Origin of the sequence: Thermocrispum municipale DSM 44069 (genome assembly GCF_000427825.1) — a bacterium.
Lineage (GTDB): Bacteria > Actinomycetota > Actinomycetes > Mycobacteriales > Pseudonocardiaceae > Thermocrispum > Thermocrispum municipale.
The window spans coordinates 695051-716292 of the sequence record NZ_KE386593.1; the positions used below are offsets into that span (position 1 = coordinate 695051).

Here is a 21242-nt window from a genome sequence, read left to right on the forward strand (position 1 = left end):
CTAGGAGGTCTCTCGTGATGACCCAACGACCAGCGGGATGCGCGGTTACGCCGGCCCACCCGGCAGAACCGTGCCGCCTCGCGGCCGTTGTCACGGTCATCTCGTCCCCCGTGGCAGAAGCTGCGCCAGGCGGCGCACCGCGCGGTGCTGCAATGCCTTCACCGCGCCCTCGTTGCGGCGCATGATCACCGCGGTCTCGGCGACCGACAGCCCCTGCAGGAACCGCAACACGATGCATTCTCGCTGGTCATCGCCCAGTTCGGCGATGCAGCGGAGCAGCTGCTCCTTCGTCGCCATGGCCATGACCTTCTGCTCCGGGCCGTCGTTGGCCCGGTGCTCGGCCAGGTAAGGCACCGGCCCGGCGTCGGCGATCTCACCCGTGGTGATCTCTCGCCGGTACTGGCTGGACTTGACGTGGTCGAGGACCAGGTTGCGGGCGATGGTGATGAACCACGCGCCAACATCCCTGCCTTGGTACGTGACCGAGCGGATCCGCCGCAGCGCGCGCAGGAACGTCTCGCTGGTGACGTCCTCGGCGACTTCCCGGTCCCCCAGCCGGAACAGCACGTAACGGAAGACGGTGTCGACGTAGCGGTCGTACAACGCGGCGAACGCCTGCTGATCGCCGGCTTGCGCGGCCCGTACCAGCCGCCAGCCCTCAGCGGTCTCGGCACCCGCGTCCGCGCCACCGGTCTCGGTGGCGGGGCGGGTCCCTGGCACGGGCTGCCGGCGAGTGGTCGTCATGGCCGTGGTCGCTCCGGGGCGCGCCGCGGACACATGCCGAAGACCAGCCATGGTGTTGGACACATGGTCTCCTCGCTCTGTGCGTCGTCGAACCTGGCAAGCGTCACGCTCGGTGACAGCAACCCCACGAGCGTGCGAAGCATACGTTGTCGGAACACTTGTTTGGTAGTGCTCGGAGTGACTGATTCAGCGACGATCGTCCGAATGTCGTATGACGTCACAACCCGATAGCGGTTCGGTTCCGAGTAGCTAGCCACCGGGCTCATCGGTCAAGATGGCTGCCAACCTCGACATCCCCGAGCGCGAAGGAGGGCCGTGCCGAACACGTCCGAACTGGCGAGCACGGCGGCCGCTCGCGACCCGCACGGCGTCGCGCTGGTCGATGCGGCCGCGGGACGGAGCCTGACCTGGGCGGAGTTCGACGCGGCGATCAACGCGGAGGCGACGCGCCTGCTCGCGGCCGGTCTCTCGCCTGGCGACCGGGTGGTCGTCCGGCTGCCTTCCACGATCGCGTTCGCGGTCACGCTGCTGGCGGTGATGCGGGCGGGCGGCATCGCGGTACCTGCCTCCCCACAGGCGCCCGACGACGACGTGCGGCAACTGCTGGAGCACAGCGGGGCTCGGCTCCTGGTCGGTGCCGCCGGGCCCGACGTAACGGTGGAGCGCTCCCTCGAGCCGCCGACGGAGAAACCGGAGTCGGCGCAGGAAGTGACGCCGATCGGGGCCGACGAGGACATCGCGCTGCTCTGCTACACGACAGCCGCGCGCGGTCAGGCCCGCGGCGTCATGCTGTCCCACCGCGCCCTGCTCGCCAACGTCGAGCAGCTGGCGTCCATCGAGCCCGCCCCGGTCACGGCCGCCGACCGGATGCTGGTGGCCGCGCCGCTGTTCCACATCTACGGGCTGGGGCCCGGCCTGCTGCAATGCCTCAACGCGACGGCCACCGCCGTGCTCGCCGACCGGGTCGACGCCCGCAGCGCGCTGGCCGCGTGCCAACAGCACCGCATCACCATCGTGCTGGGCGTTCCGTCGCTGTACGCCGAACTGGCGTCGCTGGACACCGACCAACTCGCCGGCGGCCTTGCCGACGCCCGGCTGCTGATCTCCGGCGCCGCGGCCCTCCGGCCGAGCGTGGCGACCGCGGTCGAGCGGGCCACCGGGCTCGGCGTCTACGAGGGCTACGGCTTGACGGAGGCCGCGCCCGTGCTGACCTCGACGATGGTCACCGGCCGTCCGAAGCCCGGGTCGGTCGGCAGGCCGATCCCCGGTGTCGAGCTGGAACTGGTCGAGGACGACAAGCCGGGCGAGGACGACGACGAGGTGCTGGCCGACCTCACCGACGAGGACGGTGACACCGGGCTGGTCGCGGTGCGCGGGCCGAACCTGTTCTCCGGTTACTGGCCTGACGGGGTCGGCGGCCCGGACGACGACGGCTGGTTCCGCACCGCCGACATCGGCTACCTGGACGCCGACGGCGACCTGCACCTGGTCGACCGGGTCAACGACACGATCGTGGTCAGCGGTTTCCCTGTCTATCCACACGAGGTCGAGGACGTCATCTCCCAGCTGCCGGAGGTCGACGAGGTCGCCGTCGTCGGGGTCCTGGACGACGACACCGGAGAGACGGTCAAGGCCGTGGTGGTCCCGGCCGCCGGGGTGACGCTCAGCGAGCAGCAGGTGATCAGCCACTGCGCGGAGAACCTTCCCAAGTACAAGGTGCCGACCACGGTGGAGTTCTCCGGCGCGCTCCCGCACACCGTCACCGGCAAGCTGTACCGCACCAAGCTGCGTTGACCGCGTCCGGCTCGGGCATGATGTGGCTATGCCCGAGGTCACCGTCGTCAGCCGCGCGAACTGTCACCTGTGCGAGGTCGCCGAGCAAGAGGTCGACCGCATCTGTGGCGAGCTCGAGGTGCCGTGGCGGACCGTCGACGTGGACAGCGACCCCGAGCTGCGGGCCGAGTACGGCGACCTGGTCCCGGTGATCCTCATCGACGGCGTGCAGCACGGCTATTGGCGGGTGGAGGAGGAAAGGTTCCGCGCCGCGTTGGCCGCCGCGAAGTAAGTCCACTGCGCGGGTGAGTCGGTGGGAAATTTTCGAGATGCCGGCACGGCCGTCGAGGCATGATTGACTTCATGACGACTGCCGCCAAGCCACGATCCCCGGTCGTCCGCGCCGCTCTGATCGGCATTCCCGCATTGGCCGCCGCGCTGGCCGCAGGGCACTTCACCGCCGCGTTCGTCGCGCCGGGCGCCTCGCCGTACCTCGCGGTGGCCAACAGCGTCATCGATCTGTCGCCCGCGTGGTTGGTCGAATTCGCCAAGAACACGTTCTGGACCGCCGACAAGGTCGTGCTGTTCGCCGGCATCGCGTTGGTGTTGATCGGGCTGGCGGTGTTCGCCGGATGGCTCGCGCGCAACCGGCTCGGCCCCGGCCAGATGGTGATCGGCGTTCTCGGTGTCGTCGGGCTCGCTGCCGCGCTGAGCAGGCCGGACGTCGGCCCGCTCGCCGTGCTCCCGCCCGTTGTCAGCGTGCTGGTCGGCGGAATCGTGTTCGCCTGGCTGCATTCCCGCGCCGCGGCAGCACAGGCTGCGCAGCCACCCCGCGAGGAGGCGCAGGAAGAGCCCGCCGAGCTCGAACCGGCGCCGGAATCGGGCGTCGGGCGGCGCAGCCTGCTGGTCGGCTCGGCGGGTGCGCTGGTCGGCGCGGGCCTGACGGGAGCGGCCGGGCAGTGGCTGGCCGGGCCGGACGCCGAGGCCTCCCGGCGCGCGGTCGCCATGTTCACCGGGGTCAAGCGCGCCCCGAAGCCGCCGAGCGGCGCGGACTTCGCCGACTGGGGAACGCCGACGATCATCACGCCGAACAAGGACTTCTACACCATCCACACGGCGTTCGTGCCGCCGCGGCTGAGGGCGGAGGACTGGCAGCTGCGAATCCACGGCATGGTCGATCGTCCGCTCACGTTGACCTACGACCAGCTGCGCAAACGGCCGCTGGTCGAGCGCACGATGACCATGGCGTGCGTGTCCAACCCGGTCGGCGGCGATCTGATCTCCACGGCGAACTTCATCGGTGTCGACCTCGCCGAGCTGCTTGCCGAGGTCGGCATCCACCAGGGCGCCGAGCAGCTGTTCAGCACCAGCCACGACGGCTTCACCGCGGGCACGCCGATCGAGGTCGTGCAGGAGCCGGAGCGGGCGATGCTGGCCATCGGCATGAACGGCGAGCCGCTGCCCATCGAGCACGGTTTCCCGGTGCGCATGGTGGTGGCCGGGCTGTACGGTTTCGTCTCCGCGACCAAGTGGCTGGTCGACCTGGAGGTCACCACGTGGCAGGCCCGCACGCCGTACTGGGTGCCGCGGGGCTGGTCGCGCAAGGGGCCGGTGAAGACGCATTCGCGTGTCGACAACGTGATGGTCGACGGGTCGAAGGCCCGGGTGGCGGGCACGGCGTGGGCGCCGTACACCGGCATCGACAAGGTCGAGGTGCAGATCGACGACGGGCCGTGGCAGCAGGCGGAGCTGGCGGGCGAGGTCAACAAGAACACGTGGCGGATGTGGCGCCTGGAGACCAAGGTGGGGCCGGGCCGGCACAAGGTCCGCTGCCGGGCCACCGATCGCAGCGGCTACACGCAGACCTCGGAGGTCGCGCCGGTGGCGCCGGACGGGGCGACCGGGTGGCACGAGGTGGAGTTCTCCGTCTAGCGAACGGGCCGCGTGCAGCAGGCCGGTACGCCCGTGGTGGAGTCCTCGCTCGCGACGGCGGGCCACCTGTGCCGGCCGGTGCGGGCCTGGCGCAGCTTGGTCGACGGCGAGCCGCGAGGTGCGGCCGGTACGCCCGCCGTGGAGTTCTCCGTCCAGCCGGCGGGCCGCGTGCGGCAGGCCGGTACGCCCGCCGTGGAGTTCTCTGTCCAGCCGACGGTGGGGCAGGCAGGCTCTCACGTGGTGGGCGGCGGGTGCCGCCGGACGGGTAGCGGCCGTCACGGGGCCACCGCCAGACCGATCAACGCGCCCGAATAAGCCCAGAACATGGCGCTGCTCACCCGAACAACCAGCCGATTTTGTGCACACGTTCACAAGCGTTACCGTTAAGGCATCCCACCTTCTTTCCCCCGGCGCTTTGTTGCCAACAGCGCCAGGGCACGCTTTTTGTGAGGGGCGCACGTGGCACGGTCAGGCAATGGAGTCGAACCTCCCCAGCCTCCCGGTGACGGTGCGCCGACCGCAGAACTGCCGAAGGTCACCGATCGCGCGGTCGGCAGGGCGCGGGCCATCCCGGAAGCCGCCGTCGCCCGCCTGGCGGTCTACCTGCGGGTGCTGTCCGCCATGGCCGACCAGGGGGCGGTCACCGTCTCCAGCGAGGAGCTCGCGTCCGCGGCGGGCGTGAACTCGGCGAAGCTGCGCAAGGATTTGTCCTACCTCGGCTCGTACGGCACCCGAGGGGTCGGCTACGAGGTCGAGGTGCTGGTCAGCGAGATCGAGCGCACCCTGGGGCTGACCCGCAAGCAAACCGTCGCCGTGGTGGGAATCGGTAACCTGGGCCACGCGCTGGCCAACTACGCCGGGTTCCCGGGCAGGGGCTTCCCGGTGGAAGCGCTGTTCGACGTGGACCCGGATCTGATCGGGGTGCCGGTCGGCGGGCTGCCGGTGCAGCACATCGACGACATCCCCAAGGTGTGTGCGCAGAAGCGCATCGCCATCGGCATCATCGCGACCCCGCCCGCGGCGGCTCAGGGCGTGTGCGACCGGCTGGTGGCAGGCGGCGTGCAGTGCATCCTGAACTTCGCCCCGGTGGTGTTGCAGGTGCCGTCGCACGTCGAGGTCCGCAAGGTGGACCTGGCCGTCGAGCTGCAGATCCTGTCCTTCCATGTCGCGCGCAAGGCCGAACAGCGGCACGCTGGGCGGTCGGCGGCGAAGCGCGCCGAACGCAACGGACGCGCGCCGGCCAACAGGGCCGGACAGCGCAACGGAGGGCGCGCCACCGCGCGCCGGACACCATCGAACGGTGAGGTGGTCTGAATGAGCGTGCTCGCCGTCGGCCTGTCGCACCGCACCGCCGAGCTGACCATGCTGGAGCGGGTTGCGGTCACCGCGACCGAGCTGCCGAAACTGCTGCACGAGCTGCAGCAGGCACCGGACATCACCGAGGTGATGGTGCTGTCCACGTGCAACCGGACCGAGGTGTACGCGGTCGTGGAGACCTTCCACGGCGGTCTCACCGCGGTGTCCGAGGCGCTGGCGCGCAAAGCCGACGTTCCGGTTCCGACGCTGTACGAGAGCTTGTACGTCCACTACTCCGGCGCCGCCGTGGAGCACGTGTTCTCCGTCGCGTCGGGCCTGGACTCGATGGTCGTCGGGGAGACGCAGATCCTCGGCCAGGTGCGCGCCGCCTACGCCACCGCGCGCGAGGCGGGCACGGTCGGCAGCACGCTGCACGGGCTGGTGCAGCACACGCTGCGGGTCGGCAAGCGCGTGCACAGCGAAACCGAACTCGGCTCGCTCGGCGCGTCGGTGGTATCCGAGGCGCTGGCCGCCGCCGGTGATCTGCGGGGCCGCACGGCGCTGGTCGTCGGCGCGGGGTCGATGGGAGCGCTCGCCGCGTCCCAGCTGGCCAAGGCAGGCGTGCGCCGCATCGTGGTGGCCAACCGCACGTTCGCGACCGCCGAGCGGCTGGTGCAGAACATCACCTCGACCGGTCTCGACGCCGCCGCGATCGAGCTGGCCGACGTGCCGCAGGCGCTGCTCGATGCCGACGTGGCCGTGTCGTGCACCGGCGCGAAGGGCGTGATGATCGCGCCGGAGCACGTGCACCCGCGCGAGAAGAACCTGGTGATCTGCGACCTCGGCATGCCGCGCGACGTCGACACGGCCGTCGAGCGGGTGCCGGGCGTACGCATCGTGGACCTGGAGACGGTCCGCGAACGCATGGACCGCGCCGGCGGCTCCAGTACCGCCAAGCACACCGCGCAGGCGTCCGGCATCGTGCTGGACGAGGTGCGCGACTATCTCGCCGAACAGCGCACCGCCGCGGTCACCCCGACGGTGACGGCGTTGCGTGCGCAAGCGGCCGAGGTGGTCGACGCCGAGCTGCTGCGGTTGGACCGCCGCCTGCCGGATCTGGATGCGAACACGCGCGAAGAAGTGGCGCGCACGGTGCGCCGGGTGGTGGACAAGCTGCTGCACACGCCGACGGTGCGGGTCAAGCAGCTGGCCGCCGGTGGCGTGCGCACCGATTACGCCGAGGCACTGCGTGAGCTGTTCGGGTTGAACCCGGAGGCTCCCGCGGTGGTGTCCCGGCCCGGCGACCGCGACCGGGCGCAGAAGTAGCCGAAGTAGCTGACCGTACGAACCGACAACCGGAAGTCATCCGTGACCAAGACCCTCAGGGTCGGCACCAGGGCGAGTGTCCTGGCTGTCGCCCAGACCGAAACCGTTGCCGACGCGCTGCGCGCCGCGGGCCACGACGTGGAACTGGTGCGCATCACCACGCCGGGCGATCAGTCGACCAAGCCGATCGCCCAGATCGGCGTCGGCGTGTTCACCTCCGCGCTGCGGGAGGCGCTGCGCAACGGCGAGATCGATCTGGCGGTGCACTCCTACAAGGACCTGCCGACCGCGCCGGAGCCCGGCTTGGTGATCGCGGCCGTGCCGCGGCGGGCCGACCCGAGGGACGCCCTGGTGGCCAGGGACGGATTGACGTTGGGCGAGCTGCCGCCGGGATCGGTGGTGGGCACCGGCTCCCCGCGCCGGGTCGCCCAGCTGCGCGCGCTCGGCCTCGGCCTCGAGGTGCGGGGCATCCGCGGCAACATCGACACCCGGATGGGCAAGATCGACTCCGGTGAGGTCGACGCGGTCGTGCTGGCCCGCGCCGGGCTGGACCGGGCGGGCCGCTCGCACAAGATCACCGAGACGCTGGACCCGATCCAGATGCTGCCCGCGCCCGCGCAGGGCGCGCTGGCGGTGGAGTGCCGGTCCGCCGACGTCGAGCTGGAGCAGCTGCTGCACGACGCGCTGGACGACGCGCACACGCGCGCGGCCGTCACCGCGGAGCGCAGCATGCTGTGCGCGCTGGAGGCCGGGTGCAGCGCCCCGGTCGGCGCGCTGGCCGACGTGGTGGAAGACCTGGCGGATGACGGTTCGGTGGTGACCCGGTTGTCCCTGCGCGGGGTCGCCGCGGTCGACGCCGAGTCGGACAACCCGCACCTGCTGCGTGCCTCGATCACCGGTGCGCTGGCCGAAGCGGAGTCGATGGGCAAGGCGCTGGCCGCCGAGCTGCTCGACCTCGGGGCCGCCCCGCACTGATCGGCAGCACCGGACGAACCAAGACCAGAACCTCCTCGAACACGACAAGGAGAAGTGCACGAGATGACCCCCGCACGCAAGTCCGCCGGGCGCGTCGCCTTCGTCGGCTCAGGCCCGGGCGATCCCGGCTTGATCACGGCGAACGCGCAGGAGCTGCTCGCCAAGGCGGACCTCATCGTCACCGACCCGGACGTGCCGTCCGGCGTGCTGGCGCTGGCGGCCGACGGCGCCGAGGTGCGGCCTGCGGTCGGCGAGTCCGCCGAGGTGGCCAAGGACCTGGCCGCCGAGGCCAAGGCCGGGCGCCTGGTGCTGCGGCTGGTGTCGGGTGACCCGTTCACCCGCTCGGCCGTGATCGCCGAGGTCAAGGAGGTGTCGCGGACCGACGCCGTGTTCGACGTGCTGCCAGGTGTCGCGCCCGCGCTCGCCGTGCCCGCATACGCGGGGATCGCGCTGGGCAGCGAGCAGACCACGGTGAACCTGATCGACGCGCGCGGCGAGGCGGACTGGGCCGCGCTGGCCGCGGCCCCGGGGGCCCTGGTGTTGATCGCCACGTCGGCGCACCTCGGGCAGGCCGCCGCCGAGCTGATCGAGCACGGTCGCAAGCCGGACACCCCGGTCGCGGTGACCACCAACGGCACGCTCAACCTGCAGCGCACGGTGGAGACCACGCTGGGTTCGATGGCCGACGCGGTCGGCGAGACGGTCGGCACGCTGACCGTGACCATCGGCGACGTGGTTTCCGAGCGGACCAAGCTGTCGTGGTGGGAGTCGAGGGCGCTGTACGGCTGGAAGGTGCTGGTCCCGCGCACCAAGGAGCAGGCGGGCGAGATGACCGAGCGGCTGCGCAGCCACGGCGCCACCTCGCACGAGGTGCCGACCATCTCGGTCGAGCCGCCGCGCAGCCCCGCGCAGATGGAGCGGGCGGTCAAGGGCCTGGTGGACGGCCGCTACCAGTGGGTCATCTTCACCTCGGCCAACGCGGTCAAGGCGGTGTGGGAGAAGTTCCAGGAGTTCGGCCTGGACGCCCGCGCCTTCTCCGGGGTCAAGATCGGCTGCATCGGTGAGGCCACCGCCGACCGGGTGCGGGCGTTCGGCATCACGCCGGAGATGATCCCGCAGGGCGAGCAGTCCAGCGAGGGCATGCTCAAGGAGTTCCCGCCGTACGACGACGTGCTCGACCCGGTCAACCGCATCCTGTTGCCGCGGGCCGACATCGCCACCGAGACGCTGTCCGCCGGGCTGACCGAGCGTGGCTGGGAGGTCGACGACGTGACCGCGTACCGCACGGTGCGCGCCGCTCCGCCGCCTGCCGAGACCCGCGAGATGATCAAGACCGGTGGGTTCGACGCGGTGTGCTTCACCTCGGCGTCGACCGTGCGGAACCTGGTCGGTATCGCGGGCAAGCCGCACGCGCGCACGCTGGTGGCCTGCATCGGGCCGAAGACCGCGGAGACCGCGCAGGAGTTCGGGCTGCGGGTCGACGTGCTGGCCAGCGAGCCGCGGGTGACCGTGCTGGTCGACGAGCTGGCCGCGCACGCCGCGAAACTGCGCGCCGAGGGTGCCCTGCCGCCACCGCGGAAGGCCAAGCGTCGGCGGTCGACGAAGACGTCCTCGTCGTAGTCGCCGAGTCGTCCAGTGCGCGAGCCCGCCTCAGGTGGGCTCGCGCACTGGTGTTTCGGGGGTGAGAAGCCTCCGCGGGCGCGCGGAGTACCGTTTGACGAATGTTTCCCGAGCATCGACCCCGTAGGTTGCGCGGCACCGCCGCGATGCGGCGGCTGGTCCGCGAGACGGAGGTGCGGCCGCGTCAGCTGATTCTGCCCATGTTCGTGGCCGAAGGGCTGAGCGAGCCGCGGCCGATCGCGAGCATGCCCGGCGTGCTGCATCACACCCGTGAGTCGCTGCGGAAAGCCGCGGTGGACGCGGTGTCCGCCGGGGTGGGTGGCCTGATGCTGTTCGGCGTGCCCGCCAACCACGATGCGATCGGCTCGGCGGCCAGCAGCCCGGACGGCATCCTGAACGTCGCGTTGCGCGATCTGCGCGACGAACTGGGCGACGACACCGTGCTGATGGCCGACACGTGTCTGGACGAGTTCACCGATCACGGCCACTGCGGTGTGCTGGACGAGCACGGCAACGTGGACAACGACGCGACGCTGCAGCGCTATGCCGAGATGGCGGTGTCGCAGGCGGAAGCGGGCGCACACGTGCTCGGCCCGAGCGGCATGATGGACGGCCAGGTCGGAGTCATCCGTTCCGCGCTGGACGAGGCCGGATTCACCGATGTGAGCATCCTGGCCTACTCGGCCAAGTACGCCAGCGCGTTCTACGGGCCGTTCCGCGAGGCGGTGAACTCGCAGCTGCGCGGCGATCGCAAGACCTACCAGCAGGACCCGGCCAACGCGCGCGAGGCGCTGCGGGAGATCGAGCTGGATCTCGCCGAGGGCGCCGACATGGTCATGGTCAAGCCGGCGCTGCCCTACCTGGACGTGGTCGGCATGGCCGCGGAGCTGTCGAACGTGCCGGTCGCGGCGTATCTGGTGTCCGGTGAGTACGCGATGATCGAGGCGGCCGCCGAGCGTGGCTGGATCGAGCGAGAGCGCGCCGTCATGGAGGTGCTGACCTCGATCACCAGGGCGGGCGCCGACATGGTGCTGACGTACTGGGCGGCGGAGGCCGCGACCTGGCTGTCCCGATGAGTGATCGGCCCGCTTCGCCGCACGGGGACGAGGTGCGCGACGGCGACGACTTGTCGGATCGGCCCGCTTCGCCGCACAGGGACGGCGTACGCGACGGCGACGGCGCGTCGGACGGTGACGCGCGGCCAGGCGGCATCCTGGACTGGGACGCTCCGGATCTCCCGGAGGAGCCCGCCGCCGGACCCGACTACTCGGACCCGGTCGACCACCTGGAGCGGGAAGCCGCCGGGCTCCCGCCGCTGGAGTCGCGCGAACGCCCCGCAGGCCCACCACCGCGCGAGGTCACCCTGTCCGTCGTGCTCTGGCTCGCCGCCGCGGCGGCCACCGCGTTGGCGTTCATCCTGATGATCGTCGACGTCGACGAGATCGCCGCGGCGAATGTGGCCGCCTACGAGCGCGCGATCCGCGCGGGCGACCCGATCATGCGCACCGACGTCACCGCGGAGGACGTCGAGGCCGGTGCTTCCGGATTGGCGTGGCTGCTGGGCAGTGGCGGCGTCATGCTGGCGATACTCGTGGTGACGTTCGCCTACCGGGTGCGCGAGGGGACCCGCTCAGCGCGGACGGTGTTGTCCGCGCTGACGCTGGTCATCGCGGCTTTCTGTGCCTTCTTGCCGGTCGAGTACGTCAACCTCGCGCACTGGATCGGACTTGCGCTGAGCGTGGTCGCGGCGGTTCTGCTTTTCCTGCCCGCGGCGAGCGCCTACCTTCCGAAGCTGCCGGTGGCGAAGCGTCGGTGGCGAGGTGGTCGGTGAGCGACAGCGAAGTGCTCTACGACGACCCAGGGGGCAGCTGGGCGGCGTTGGCCTTCCCCATCGTGCTGGTCGCGGTGGGCATCGGGGTGGAGGCGATGACCGGCCCGGTGTTCTGGACCTTGTGGGTGCTCGCCGGCGGAGTGCTGCTGCTGTTCACCGTGCTGTGGGTCTACGCGCGGCGCCGGTTCTGCCGCGTGCGGGTCACCGCCACCGAGTTGACCCAGGGGTCCGAGGTGCTTGCCATCGACAAGATCGCCAAGGTGTTCCCCGCGTCGCCGCGCGACGAGCAGGTGCGCGAGTTGCGGATCCTCGGTGGCGGGCACACCGTGCCGCGCAAGTACCAGCCGGTGCGCTTGCAGCTGACCGACGACACCAGGGTGCTGGCGTGGGCGCGGGACGCCGAAGCGCTGCGCACCGCGCTGCGATCGGCCATCGGCACATGAGAAGCTGACGACGTGAGCATGACCAGAACATCGGGCGACGGGAGCACGCGGGCCGAGGAAGCGGCCCCAGCGGCCGGGCCGCAGGCGAGCGAGGCCGCTGCCGATCGTCCGGGACGGCTGCACCAGCCGTGGCGGGCGATCGTCGCCCTGGTCGAGCTGATCGTGGCGGCCGTGGCGGTGTGGCTGGCGTTCCGGCTGTGGAGCAACGGCATCACGCAGGTGCCCACGCCCGACGGGTCGGTGCAGCTCACCCACTACCACGGCGACGCCATCAGCGGCGCGATCGGCGTGGGCCTGGTGGCCGTCCTGCTCGTGCTGGACGCCGTGCGCCAGGTGCTGCTCGCGGTGCGCGCGCGCCCGCGGCGCAAGAAGGGTGACGCCGAGCCGTGGCCGCCGTTCGACGAGGACGTCCGAGGAACCGGAGGACCATGACCTTCCAGGAGTCGCAAGCACTGTTCGACCGGGCCGCGACGCTCACCCCGGGTGGGGTGAACTCGCCGGTGCGTGCCTTCAAGGCGGTGGGCGGCACGCCGCGGTTCATGGTGTCGGGTTCCGGTGCCTACCTGCGGGACGCGGACGGCAACGAGTACGTCGACCTGGTGTCCTCCTGGGGGCCGATGATCCTCGGCCACGCGCACCCGGACGTCGTGCAGGCGGTGCAGGAGGCCGCGGCCTCCGGGCTGTCGTTCGGCACACCGACCAAGGGCGAGCTGGACCTGGCGGAGGAGATCATCAACCGGGTCGGCCCGGTGGAGCGGGTCCGGTTGGTCAACTCGGGCACGGAAGCCACCATGAGCGCGGTGCGCCTGGCGCGGGGCTTCACCGGCCGCAGCAAGATCATCAAGTTCGCCGGGTGCTACCACGGGCACGTCGACGCGCTGCTGGCACAAGCCGGGTCCGGTGTGGCCACGCTCGGCCTGCCGACGTCGCCCGGGGTGACGGGTGCGTCCGCGGCGGACACGCTCGTGCTGCCGTACAACGACCTCGACGCCGTCAAGCGGGCGTTCGCGGACAACGACGGTGAGATCGCGTGCGTGATCACCGAGGCCGCGGCGGGCAACATGGGCGCGGTCCCGCCCCGCGACGGCTTCAACGCCGGGCTGCGCGAGCTGTGCGACCAGCACGGTGCGTTGCTGATCATGGACGAGGTGATGACCGGCTTCCGGGTGTCGCAGGCCGGGTGGTACGGGCTGGAGCAGATCGCCGGGGACCTGTACACGTTCGGCAAGGTCATGTCCGGTGGGCTTCCCGCGGCGGCGTTCGGTGGCCGCGCGGACGTGATGGAGCACCTCGCGCCCAGCGGCCCGGTCTACCAGGCGGGCACGCTGTCCGGTAACCCGGTGGCGGTCGCCGCCGGCCTGGCGACGCTGCGTGCCGCGGACGCCGAGGTCTACCGCGCGCTGGACCGCAACTCGCAGCAGCTCGGCGCGCTGCTGACCAACGCGCTGACCGCGGCTGGGGTGCCGCACACCGTGCAATACGCGGGCAACCTGCTCTCCGTCTTCTTCACCGACCAGCCGGTGCACGACTATGCAGGCGCGCAAGCCTCGGAGACGTTCCGCTTCGCGCCGTTCTTCCACGCGCTGCTGGAAGGCGGTGTCTACGCGCCGCCGAGCGCGTTCGAGGCGTGGTTCGTCAACGCGGCGATGGACGACGAGACGTTCGAGCGGATCGAGGCGGCGCTGCCCGCGGCAGCGGAAGCCGCGGCACGCGCCCAGGCGTGACGCGACGGTCGTGGTGTGGCTCATGAAGGGCCGTGCCCACCAGCGAGTACGTTCACACCGATGTGGCAAGCTGGACTCGTGACGGCGCACGAGCGGAGGCGTTCATGACGGCGACGAAGGCCGTGGTGCATTTCGTACGGCACGGCGAGGTGCACAACCCCGAGGGTGTGCTGTACGGCAGGTTGCCCGGCTACAAGCTGTCGGCGACCGGTAACCAGCAGGCCCTCGCCGTCGCCGAATACCTCGCGAAGAACGACGTGACGTACGTGGTGGCCTCGCCCCTGCAGCGCGCGCAGGAGACCGCGGCACCGATCGCGGCCGCGCACCGCCTGGAGGTCGACACCGACGAGCAGCTGATCGAGTCGGAGAACTACTTCCAGGGCCTGCGGGTCTCGGTCGGTGACGGTGCGCTGCGGGAGCCGCGGCACTGGCACAAGCTGATCAACCCGTTGCGGCCGTCGTGGGGCGAGCCGTACCTGCAGATCGCCCGCCGCATGATCGGTGCCGCCTACGCGGCACGGGAGGCGGCGGAGGGCCACGAGGCGGTGTGCGTGTCGCACCAGCTGCCGATCTGGACGTTGCGGCGATTCGTGGAGGGCAAGCGGCTGTGGCACGACCCGCGCAAGCGGGAGTGCTCACTGGCGTCGCTGACCAGCTTCGAGTTCACCGGGCACACCATCACCGCGATCCGGTACGCCGAGCCTGCCGGGCACACCGACCCGCGGGTGACCGGGGCATGAGGCGAGCGCTGGCCCTGGTGGCCGGTCTGGTCCTGGCCCTCGCCGGATGCAGTACCGGCGACGACGCCGTGGTCAGCGGCTCGCAGTTCACGTTCGTCGCGCCGGGCGGCAAGACGCGCATCGAGTACTCGCCCGACGAGCGGCAACAGCTGACCGTCACCGGCGAAGACCTGATGAAGCCGGGCAAGCAGCTGTCCACCAAGGACTTCGCGGGCAAGGTCGTGGTGCTGAACGTGTGGGGCCAGTGGTGCCCACCGTGCCGGGTCGAAGCGCCCGAGCTGCAGCAGATCCACGACCCGGACGGCGGCGTGGTGGTGCTGGGCATCGACGTGCGGGACCCGGTGCGCGAGACGGCACAGGACTTCCTGCGGGACCGCAAGCTCACCTACCCGTCGCTGTACGACCCGTCGGGGCGGGTGATGTTGCAGCTGAGGGGCCTGCCGCGCAACGTCGTACCGCTGACCCTGGTGCTGGACGAACAGCACCGGGTGGCCAACGTCTTCCTCGAACCGGTGCTGGCGTCGGACCTGAAACCGATCCTGCAGCGACTCACCGCCGAGTGATGCCGGACACGGCCTAGGCTAGGTGCCCGATGGAACTCACCGAGCTGGCGATGTCAGGACCGCTGCTGTTGGCGGCCCTGCTGTCGCTGGCGGCCGGTGCGGTGTCGTTCGCGTCCCCGTGCGTCGTTCCGCTGGTCCCCGGATACCTGGCGTATCTGGCGGCCCTGGTCGGCGCTGACGCCCCGGCGGTCTCGACGGACGAGGGGCCCAAGCGCGGCCGGTACCGCGTGGTCGGCGCCGCCGCGTTGTTCGTGCTCGGGTTCACCGTGGTCTTCGCGGCGGGGGTCGGCAGCCTGGTGTGGCTGGCCGACGCGCTGCTGGCGAACCAGGACCTGCTGCAGCGCGTGGGCGGCGTGATCACCATCGTCATGGCGCTGGTGTTCCTCGGCCTGGTGCCGATGCTGCAGCATGACGTCCGGCCGCGGTTCGTGCCGCGGATGGGCCTGTGGGGAGCGCCCGTCCTCGGTGGTGTGTTCGCGCTGGGCTGGACCCCGTGCCTCGGGCCGACCCTCGCCGGCGTGCTCGCCATCGCCTCCGCGACCGGTGACAGCGCGATCCGCGGGTACTTCCTGGTGGTCGTCTACTGCATCGGGCTCGGTGTGCCGTTCCTGCTCATCGCGCTGGGTGCGGGTTGGGCCGTGCGTGCGGCGGGCTGGCTGCGCCGCCGGGTCCGCGCGGTCCAGATCACCGGCGGTGTGCTGCTGTTGGCCGTGGGACTGCTGCTGGTCAGCGGCCTGTGGGCGGACATCGTGGCGTGGCTGCGGGACGGCTTCATCTCCGACACGGAGCTGCCGCTGTGACCACTGGATACGTCAACACGCCCGCGCGCAGAGCGCTCGCCTTCGCGCGCAACACGTGGCGCGGCCTCACCTCGATGCGGACCGCGCTGATCCTGCTGTTCCTGCTCGCGCTGGCCGCGCTGCCCGGCGCGATGCTGCCGCAGTACTCGCTGAACACCCCGAAGGTCGAGCAGTACATCGCCGAGCACGGTTGGTGGGGCGAACTGCTGGATGCGCTCGGCTTCTTCGAGGTGTACTCCAGCGTCTGGTTCTCGGCGATCTACCTGCTGCTGATGGTGTCGATCATCGGCTGCTTGTTGCCCAGGTGCCTGGAGTACCTGCGAGCATTGCGGGCCGAGCCGGTGCTCACCCCGCGCAACCTGTCCCGGCTGCCGCATTTCCGCGAGGCCCACGTCGACGCCACACCGGACGAGGTGCTGGACCGGGCGAAGCAGCGCCTGCGTGGCTGGCGGATGACCGAGCGCACCGAGGGTGCCGGTGCCAGCATCAGCGCGGAGCGCGGTTATGTGCGCGAAGCAGGCAACCTGGTCTTCCACTTCGCCTTGCTCGGGCTGATCGTGTGCGTGGCGCTCGGCAAGCTGTTCGGCTACGAGGGCCAGGTCATCGTGCACGCCGGAGGTGGCCCGGACTCGGAGTTCTGCAACTCGGGCATCTACGCCTACGACTCGTTCGAGCCCGGGCTGCAGGTGGACGGCACGGAGTTGACGCCGTTCTGTATCCGGGTCACCGACTACCAGCCGGAGTTCCTGCCGAACGGCCAGCCCGCGTCGTTCCGTGCCGAGCTCGAGTACTCCGCGGGCGAGGATCTGGCAGCGGACCGCTGGAAGTCGCACCAGCTGGAGGTGAACAATCCGCTGCGGACCGAGGGGGACCGTGTCTACCTGCTCGGCCACGGTTTCGCTCCGGAGTTCACCGTCACCTTCCCGGACGGCACCAAGCGAGTGCAGGCCACGCAGTGGCGCCCGGCCGACCAGACCACGTTCCTGTCCGACGGCGCCACGAAGTTCGACCCGCCGGGCGTCACCGACCCCCGTGAGCGGCGCAAACAACAGCTGGCCGTCACCGGACTGTTCGCCCCGACCGCGGCATTTCACGGCAAGGTGCTGACGTCGGCGGGCCCGCAGCTGAAAGATCCCGCGGTGGCCGTCGACGTGCTGCGTGGTGACCTCGGTCTGGAGAGCGGTCGCAGCCAGTCGATCTTCTCGGTGGACCAGGAGATGATCGAGCAGAAGCGGCTCAAGCGGGTGGCCAGGGAGAACCTTCGGCCCGGCGAATCCGTGGTACTCGATGACGGTACGAAAGTCGAGTTCTCCGGGGTGAAACGCTGGGTGTCCCTGCAGGTGTCGCACGATCCCGCCCAAGAGGCGGTGCTCGGCTTCGCGGTCGCCATGATGGTCGGCCTGCTGCTGTCGTTGCTGATCAAGCGACGGCGAATCTGGATCCGCGTCACCCCACCGGGCGATTCGACGACCGAAAGACGTACTGTTGTGCAGGTCGGGGGCTTGGCTAGGACCGATCAAGCCGGGTACGGCGAGGAGTTCACCGCCATCGCCGACGAACTGCTGCGGGCAAAGGAGCAGGCGCGATGACCGCGTATTCGCAATTCAGCGATTGGTCGTACACCACCGCTGCGGCCATTTACGTGCTGGCCATGGTGTTCGTGCTGGTCGAGCAGGCGTTCGGCCGCGTGGCCAAACAGCGGGTCGCCCAGCGTGACCAGGCCAAACAGCGCGCCCTGGTGGGTGCGGGAGCATCCGTGCCCGAGTCGGGACCGCCTGCCGAGCCTCCGGTCAGCAGGCCCTCGGCGGGGCGGCCCGAGCGGTTCGGCCGGATGGGTGTGTCGCTCATCGTGCTCGGCGGGCTGCTGCACCTGGCGGCGTTGGTGCTGCGCGGGTTCGCGGCCGGGCGTGCGCCGTGGGGCAACATGTACGAGTACCTCATGGCGCTGTCGTTCGTCGCCGTGGTGACCTGGCTGGTGGTGCTGCGCAGGTATCCGCTGCGCCACCTGTCGGCGTTCGTGCTGCTGCCCGTGGCCGTGTTGATGTTCGTCGGCGGCACGCTCTACACCGAAGCCGGGCCGTTGGTGCCCGCCCTGCAGTCGTACTGGCTGGTCATCCACGTGGCGGCAGCGATCATCGCCTCCGGCATGTTCCTGGTTCCCGGGGTGGCCAGCGTGCTGTTCCTGATGCGGCTCGCCAACGAGGGCAACCCGAAGCGGTTCGCCCGCCTCTCCCAGCGGCTGCCCGCCAAGGAGGTGCTGGACCGGATCGCCTACCGCACCAGCGTGCTGGCGTTCCCGATCTACACGTTCGGCGTGTTCTGTGGCGCGATCTGGGCCGAGTCGGCCTGGGGCCGGTTCTGGGACTGGGACCCCAAGGAGACCGTGTCGTTCATCGCGTGGGTCGTCTACGCGGCCTACCTGCACGCCAGGGCGACGGCCGGATGGCGGGGCAAGCCCGCAGCGTGGATCAACACCGCGGGATTCGCCTGTATCGTGTTCAACTTCTTCTTCGTCAACTTGGTCACCACCGGCTTGCACTCGTACGCAGGCGTCTGAGCGGCCGGCCGCGGTTGCCGAAGTGTCGAAACTCCGCGTAGTGGGGACTACCGTTGCGCGTGATCGGTAAAGCACTGGTCGGGTGAGTGGAGGACGTCGAGTGAGTGAGCCACACCAGGAAGCGGGCCACCCAGCCTCCGGCAGTGCGCCCGAGGCAAGCGGTGTCGAGGAACAGTCGCAAACCCAGGTGGCGCAGGAGAACGAGGACACCACGACCAGGGCGGCCGGTACCGGGAAATCCGTAAGCACTGACGGTGCGACGGACGCGGAGGCGGACACCGACTCGCACGCGCACCCCGGCACGCCCCGGCACGCGGCGTCCAAGACGCAGACGGTCCGGCAGGAGGAAGTTCCGCCGGTCGTGCCGGACATGTACGCGCGGCCGTCCGAGCAGTCCGCCGATCACCACCCGGCTCCGGCCTACGGCCAGTATCCGGCGAACCAGCCGACGTCCGGTCCGATGCCCGTACAGCCGGTGTATCAGCACCTGGCGGCCGACCAGCAGCCGGGCTACCAGGCGATGCCGCAGGGCGCGCAGCCGGCTCAGCAGATGCCTCCGCAGCAGGCACCGATGGGCGCGCCGCCCCAGGCGCAACCGATGCCCGGCCAGCAGCCGCCGCCTCCGCAGGCGCAGCAGCGCAAACAGGGCAGGCACGCCCGCACGGGCGGGGACGACCTGGCGTCCGCGCAGCTCATCAAGCCGGTCAAGCGGCGTCCGCAGTCCGGCTGGCGCAAGGCCGTGTACGTCGCCACCGGTCACCTGATCAACCCCGGCGAGAGCCCGAAGGACAAGCTGAAGCGTGAGCTGATCGCGCGGATCAACCAGCCGCTGCGCGGGTGCTACAAGATCGCGATGCTCAGCCTCAAGGGCGGCGTCGGCAAGACCACGACGACCGCGACGCTGGGCGCGACGTTCGCGTCGCTGCGAGGCGACCGGGTCATCGCGGTGGACGCGAACCCGGACCGCGGGACGCTGTCGCAGAAGATCCCGATGGAGACGACGGCGACCGTGCGGCACCTGCTGCGGGACGCCGACAGAATCACCCGCTACAGCGACATCCGGGCGTACACGTCACAGGGTTCGAGCAGGCTGGAGATCTTGGCCAGCGAGCAGGACCCCGCGGTGTCCGAGGCGTTCTCCGAGCGCGACTACCGGCGCACGGTCGACCTGCTCGAGCACTTCTACAACATCGTGCTCACCGACTGCGGGACCGGGTTGATGCACAGCGCCATGAAGGGCGTGCTGGACCTGGCGGACTCGCTGGTGGTGGTGTCGTCGGGCTCGGTCGACGGGGCGCGGAGCGCGTCGGCCACGCTCGACTGGCTGGACGCGCACGGCTACGGCGATCTGGTCAAGCGGTCGGTCGCGGTGATCAACTCGGTGCGGCCGAAGATGAGCTCGGTGGATCTGGACAAGCTGGAGGCGCACTTCGGTGCGCGGACCAGGGTGGTCTGCCGGATCCCGTTCGACCCGCACCTGGAGGAAGGTGCGGAGATCGAGCTGGATCGGCTGCAGGAGGACACTCGGCTGGCCCTGCTGCGGTTGGCCGCCTCGGTGGCCGACGCCTTCCCCGCGCAGTAGAGCGCACGCAGGAGTGGCCGCCTCACGCAGCGGCAGCAGAGGGCTCGCCGGATTGGCCGCTTTCCCGGCGGCAGGAGAGCGCCGCAGGAGATGCTGGACCCTCCGAGCAATCCCGGAGCGGGCTCGCCGTGTGGCCGATCCAGGGGCCGTGGCCGGGCACTCTCCTAAGCCTTGATTCAGCACGCAGCAGAGCTCACGCCGGAATGACCGCTTCACGCAGCAGAACGTCCGCTGCCAGGCCATCCTGCGCGGTCGAAGCGACGTCGCCGTGCACAGTGCGCCCGCGCGAGATGCGCGCGAGGGAACCTCGGAGCGCAGCTTTAGTGCGGTGGAGGTCGTCCGCATGCCGCCGCCCACCGTTCGCGCGGGCTGCCGCGTGCGGCTCAGTGCCAGCCGTCAACAGCCCGGGACACGACGAAGCCGCGGACCCGTGCAGCCCGCGGCTTCGATCGGCGCTATACGTTCGGCGCTACTTGTCCTTGTCCTCTGGCAGGTTCTTGCGCGTCTGCTCGGCAAGCTTGCGCAAGAACTCCGGATCGTCGTCCGGCGCCACGGGCCGAGCTGGCCTGCGCTTGCGCTCGTCAGCCGGCGGCACGCCGACCCGTTCGGCGGTGTACATACGCCAGAGGAGCACGGCGACGGCCAGTGCTCCGATCGCCACCAGCAGGTACTGCATGCCGCTCCTTCCGCGCCGGGGATTCTCCTTCGAGGTTAACCCGCCGGGCGGGGGCAGTGCACACGAGTGGTGCCGCCGCCGTCGTGATTGGTCTACTCGACGTAGTCGGTTGCCTCGGTGGTCAGTTTCGCCAACAGCTCGTTGACCTCCGACTCCCGGAACCTGCGGTGTCCACCCGGGGTGCGGATCGAACCGATCCGTCCGGCCGCGGCCCACCGGGTCACGGTCTTGGGGTCAACGCGGAAAAGTGATGCCACTTCGCCCGGGGTGAGCAATCGTCCCCCCGACTGAGGCACTGACTGAGTCATCCGTTTCGCCTCCTTACGACTTTCGCTGCTGTCCCCGCGCGATGACCGAGCGGATCATGTCGATCACCACCGACGGGCGGTTTACGTCCCAATCGTGTCATCGTACGCATTGAGTACTCGAACGGTTGGGTGAGAGTAAAGGGGAGATAAAGGCAGGAATCGGGCGCGCTGTCTCATTCGATTGTCGTACTTCACCGGGGCATTCGGCGTAGCCGCTCGCAGAGCGTACCGCTTTGCTCGCGCAGCGCAGTCGCGCCTCTGCTGTCGTGATACCTGCTCTACGTCCGAATGTCCACCCGGTGAACGTCTTGTTCTTTACCTTCAGCTTGCCGGGTACGGGCGGTGCGCCATC

General features: G+C 70.3%; 21 protein-coding genes. 18 read left to right on the forward strand and 3 right to left on the reverse strand.

Going from position 1 to position 21242, the window contains the following annotated elements:
• Window positions 1-96 precede the first annotated feature (96 nt).
• On the reverse strand, window positions 97-744 hold the full coding sequence (locus YWM_RS24520; RefSeq protein ID WP_211232523.1) for a sigma-70 family RNA polymerase sigma factor: 648 nt from the start codon (window positions 742-744) through the stop codon (window positions 97-99).
• A gap of 315 nt (window positions 745-1059) precedes the next feature.
• Here YWM_RS24520 and YWM_RS0118700 point away from each other — a divergent pair, with 315 nt between their 5' ends.
• The 18 genes from YWM_RS0118700 to YWM_RS0118790 all read left to right on the forward strand — a co-directional run bounded on the left by YWM_RS0118700 (window position 1060) and on the right by YWM_RS0118790 (window position 19906).
• Entirely contained in the window at window positions 1060-2538 is a 1479-nt protein-coding gene (locus YWM_RS0118700; RefSeq protein ID WP_028851968.1) for an AMP-binding protein, read from the forward strand.
• A gap of 28 nt (window positions 2539-2566) precedes the next feature.
• Window positions 2567-2809 (forward strand): glutaredoxin family protein, encoded by a 243-nt coding sequence (locus tag YWM_RS0118705; protein WP_028851969.1) that lies wholly within the window; start codon window positions 2567-2569, stop codon window positions 2807-2809.
• A 71-nt stretch (window positions 2810-2880) separates the two neighbouring features.
• Entirely contained in the window at window positions 2881-4449 is a 1569-nt protein-coding gene (locus YWM_RS0118710; RefSeq protein ID WP_028851970.1) for a molybdopterin-dependent oxidoreductase, read from the forward strand.
• Window positions 4450-4908: 459 nt separating this feature from the next.
• A complete protein-coding gene (locus tag YWM_RS24525) occupies window positions 4909-5763 on the forward strand; it encodes a redox-sensing transcriptional repressor Rex (protein WP_084612516.1) in 855 nt (284 codons plus the stop codon).
• Window positions 5764-7071, forward strand: coding sequence for a glutamyl-tRNA reductase (locus YWM_RS0118725; protein WP_028851972.1), 1308 nt, complete (start codon window positions 5764-5766; stop codon window positions 7069-7071).
• Window positions 7072-7113: 42 nt separating this feature from the next.
• Complete coding sequence (gene hemC / locus YWM_RS0118730) at window positions 7114-8046, forward strand: hydroxymethylbilane synthase (RefSeq protein ID WP_028851973.1); 933 nt, start codon at window positions 7114-7116, stop codon at window positions 8044-8046.
• A 63-nt stretch (window positions 8047-8109) separates the two neighbouring features.
• The gene (locus YWM_RS0118735; protein WP_028851974.1) at window positions 8110-9666 is read left to right on the forward strand and encodes a bifunctional uroporphyrinogen-III C-methyltransferase/uroporphyrinogen-III synthase; all 1557 of its coding nucleotides are present in this window, start codon (window positions 8110-8112) and stop codon (window positions 9664-9666) included.
• A 101-nt stretch (window positions 9667-9767) separates the two neighbouring features.
• Window positions 9768-10742 (forward strand): porphobilinogen synthase, encoded by a 975-nt coding sequence (gene hemB, locus YWM_RS0118740; RefSeq protein WP_028851975.1) that lies wholly within the window; start codon window positions 9768-9770, stop codon window positions 10740-10742.
• Window positions 10739-11497, forward strand: coding sequence for a DMT family transporter (locus YWM_RS25405; RefSeq protein ID WP_052345120.1), 759 nt, complete (start codon window positions 10739-10741; stop codon window positions 11495-11497). Before hemB ends, YWM_RS25405 begins: the two co-directional genes overlap by 4 nt.
• Window positions 11494-11940 (forward strand): hypothetical protein, encoded by a 447-nt coding sequence (locus YWM_RS0118750; protein WP_028851976.1) that lies wholly within the window; start codon window positions 11494-11496, stop codon window positions 11938-11940. The genes YWM_RS25405 and YWM_RS0118750 overlap by 4 nt, the downstream gene beginning before the upstream one ends.
• Before the next feature lie 18 nt (window positions 11941-11958).
• Complete coding sequence (locus YWM_RS0118755) at window positions 11959-12372, forward strand: hypothetical protein (protein WP_245566092.1); 414 nt, start codon at window positions 11959-11961, stop codon at window positions 12370-12372.
• On the forward strand, window positions 12369-13664 hold the full coding sequence (gene hemL, locus YWM_RS0118760; protein ID WP_028851978.1) for a glutamate-1-semialdehyde 2,1-aminomutase: 1296 nt from the start codon (window positions 12369-12371) through the stop codon (window positions 13662-13664). Before YWM_RS0118755 ends, hemL begins: the two co-directional genes overlap by 4 nt.
• A gap of 104 nt (window positions 13665-13768) precedes the next feature.
• A complete protein-coding gene (locus tag YWM_RS0118765; protein WP_028851979.1) occupies window positions 13769-14404 on the forward strand; it encodes a histidine phosphatase family protein in 636 nt (211 codons plus the stop codon).
• Window positions 14401-14967 carry a TlpA family protein disulfide reductase gene (locus YWM_RS0118770; RefSeq protein ID WP_028851980.1) on the forward strand — a complete coding sequence of 189 codons (567 nt, stop codon included), beginning with the start codon at window positions 14401-14403 and terminating at the stop codon, window positions 14965-14967. Before YWM_RS0118765 ends, YWM_RS0118770 begins: the two co-directional genes overlap by 4 nt.
• 29 nt (window positions 14968-14996) lie before the next feature.
• Window positions 14997-15767, forward strand: a complete 771-nt coding sequence (locus YWM_RS0118775; protein ID WP_028851981.1) for a cytochrome c biogenesis CcdA family protein — start codon at window positions 14997-14999, stop codon at window positions 15765-15767.
• A complete protein-coding gene (gene resB / locus YWM_RS0118780) occupies window positions 15764-17356 on the forward strand; it encodes a cytochrome c biogenesis protein ResB (RefSeq protein WP_028851982.1) in 1593 nt (530 codons plus the stop codon). Before YWM_RS0118775 ends, resB begins: the two co-directional genes overlap by 4 nt.
• Window positions 17353-18324, forward strand: a complete 972-nt coding sequence (ccsB, locus tag YWM_RS0118785) for a c-type cytochrome biogenesis protein CcsB (protein WP_028851983.1) — start codon at window positions 17353-17355, stop codon at window positions 18322-18324. The genes resB and ccsB overlap by 4 nt, the downstream gene beginning before the upstream one ends.
• A gap of 370 nt (window positions 18325-18694) precedes the next feature.
• The gene (locus tag YWM_RS0118790; RefSeq protein WP_084612554.1) at window positions 18695-19906 is read left to right on the forward strand and encodes a MinD/ParA family ATP-binding protein; all 1212 of its coding nucleotides are present in this window, start codon (window positions 18695-18697) and stop codon (window positions 19904-19906) included.
• A 469-nt stretch (window positions 19907-20375) separates the two neighbouring features.
• On the opposite strand, the gene YWM_RS0118800 is transcribed toward YWM_RS0118790, so the two are convergent.
• Both YWM_RS0118800 and YWM_RS0118805 read right to left on the reverse strand, forming a co-directional pair.
• Window positions 20376-20582 carry a hypothetical protein gene (locus tag YWM_RS0118800; protein WP_028851985.1) on the reverse strand — a complete coding sequence of 69 codons (207 nt, stop codon included), beginning with the start codon at window positions 20580-20582 and terminating at the stop codon, window positions 20376-20378.
• A gap of 92 nt (window positions 20583-20674) precedes the next feature.
• Entirely contained in the window at window positions 20675-20890 is a 216-nt protein-coding gene (locus YWM_RS0118805; protein WP_028851986.1) for a BldC family transcriptional regulator, read from the reverse strand.
• Window positions 20891-21242 lie beyond the last annotated feature (352 nt).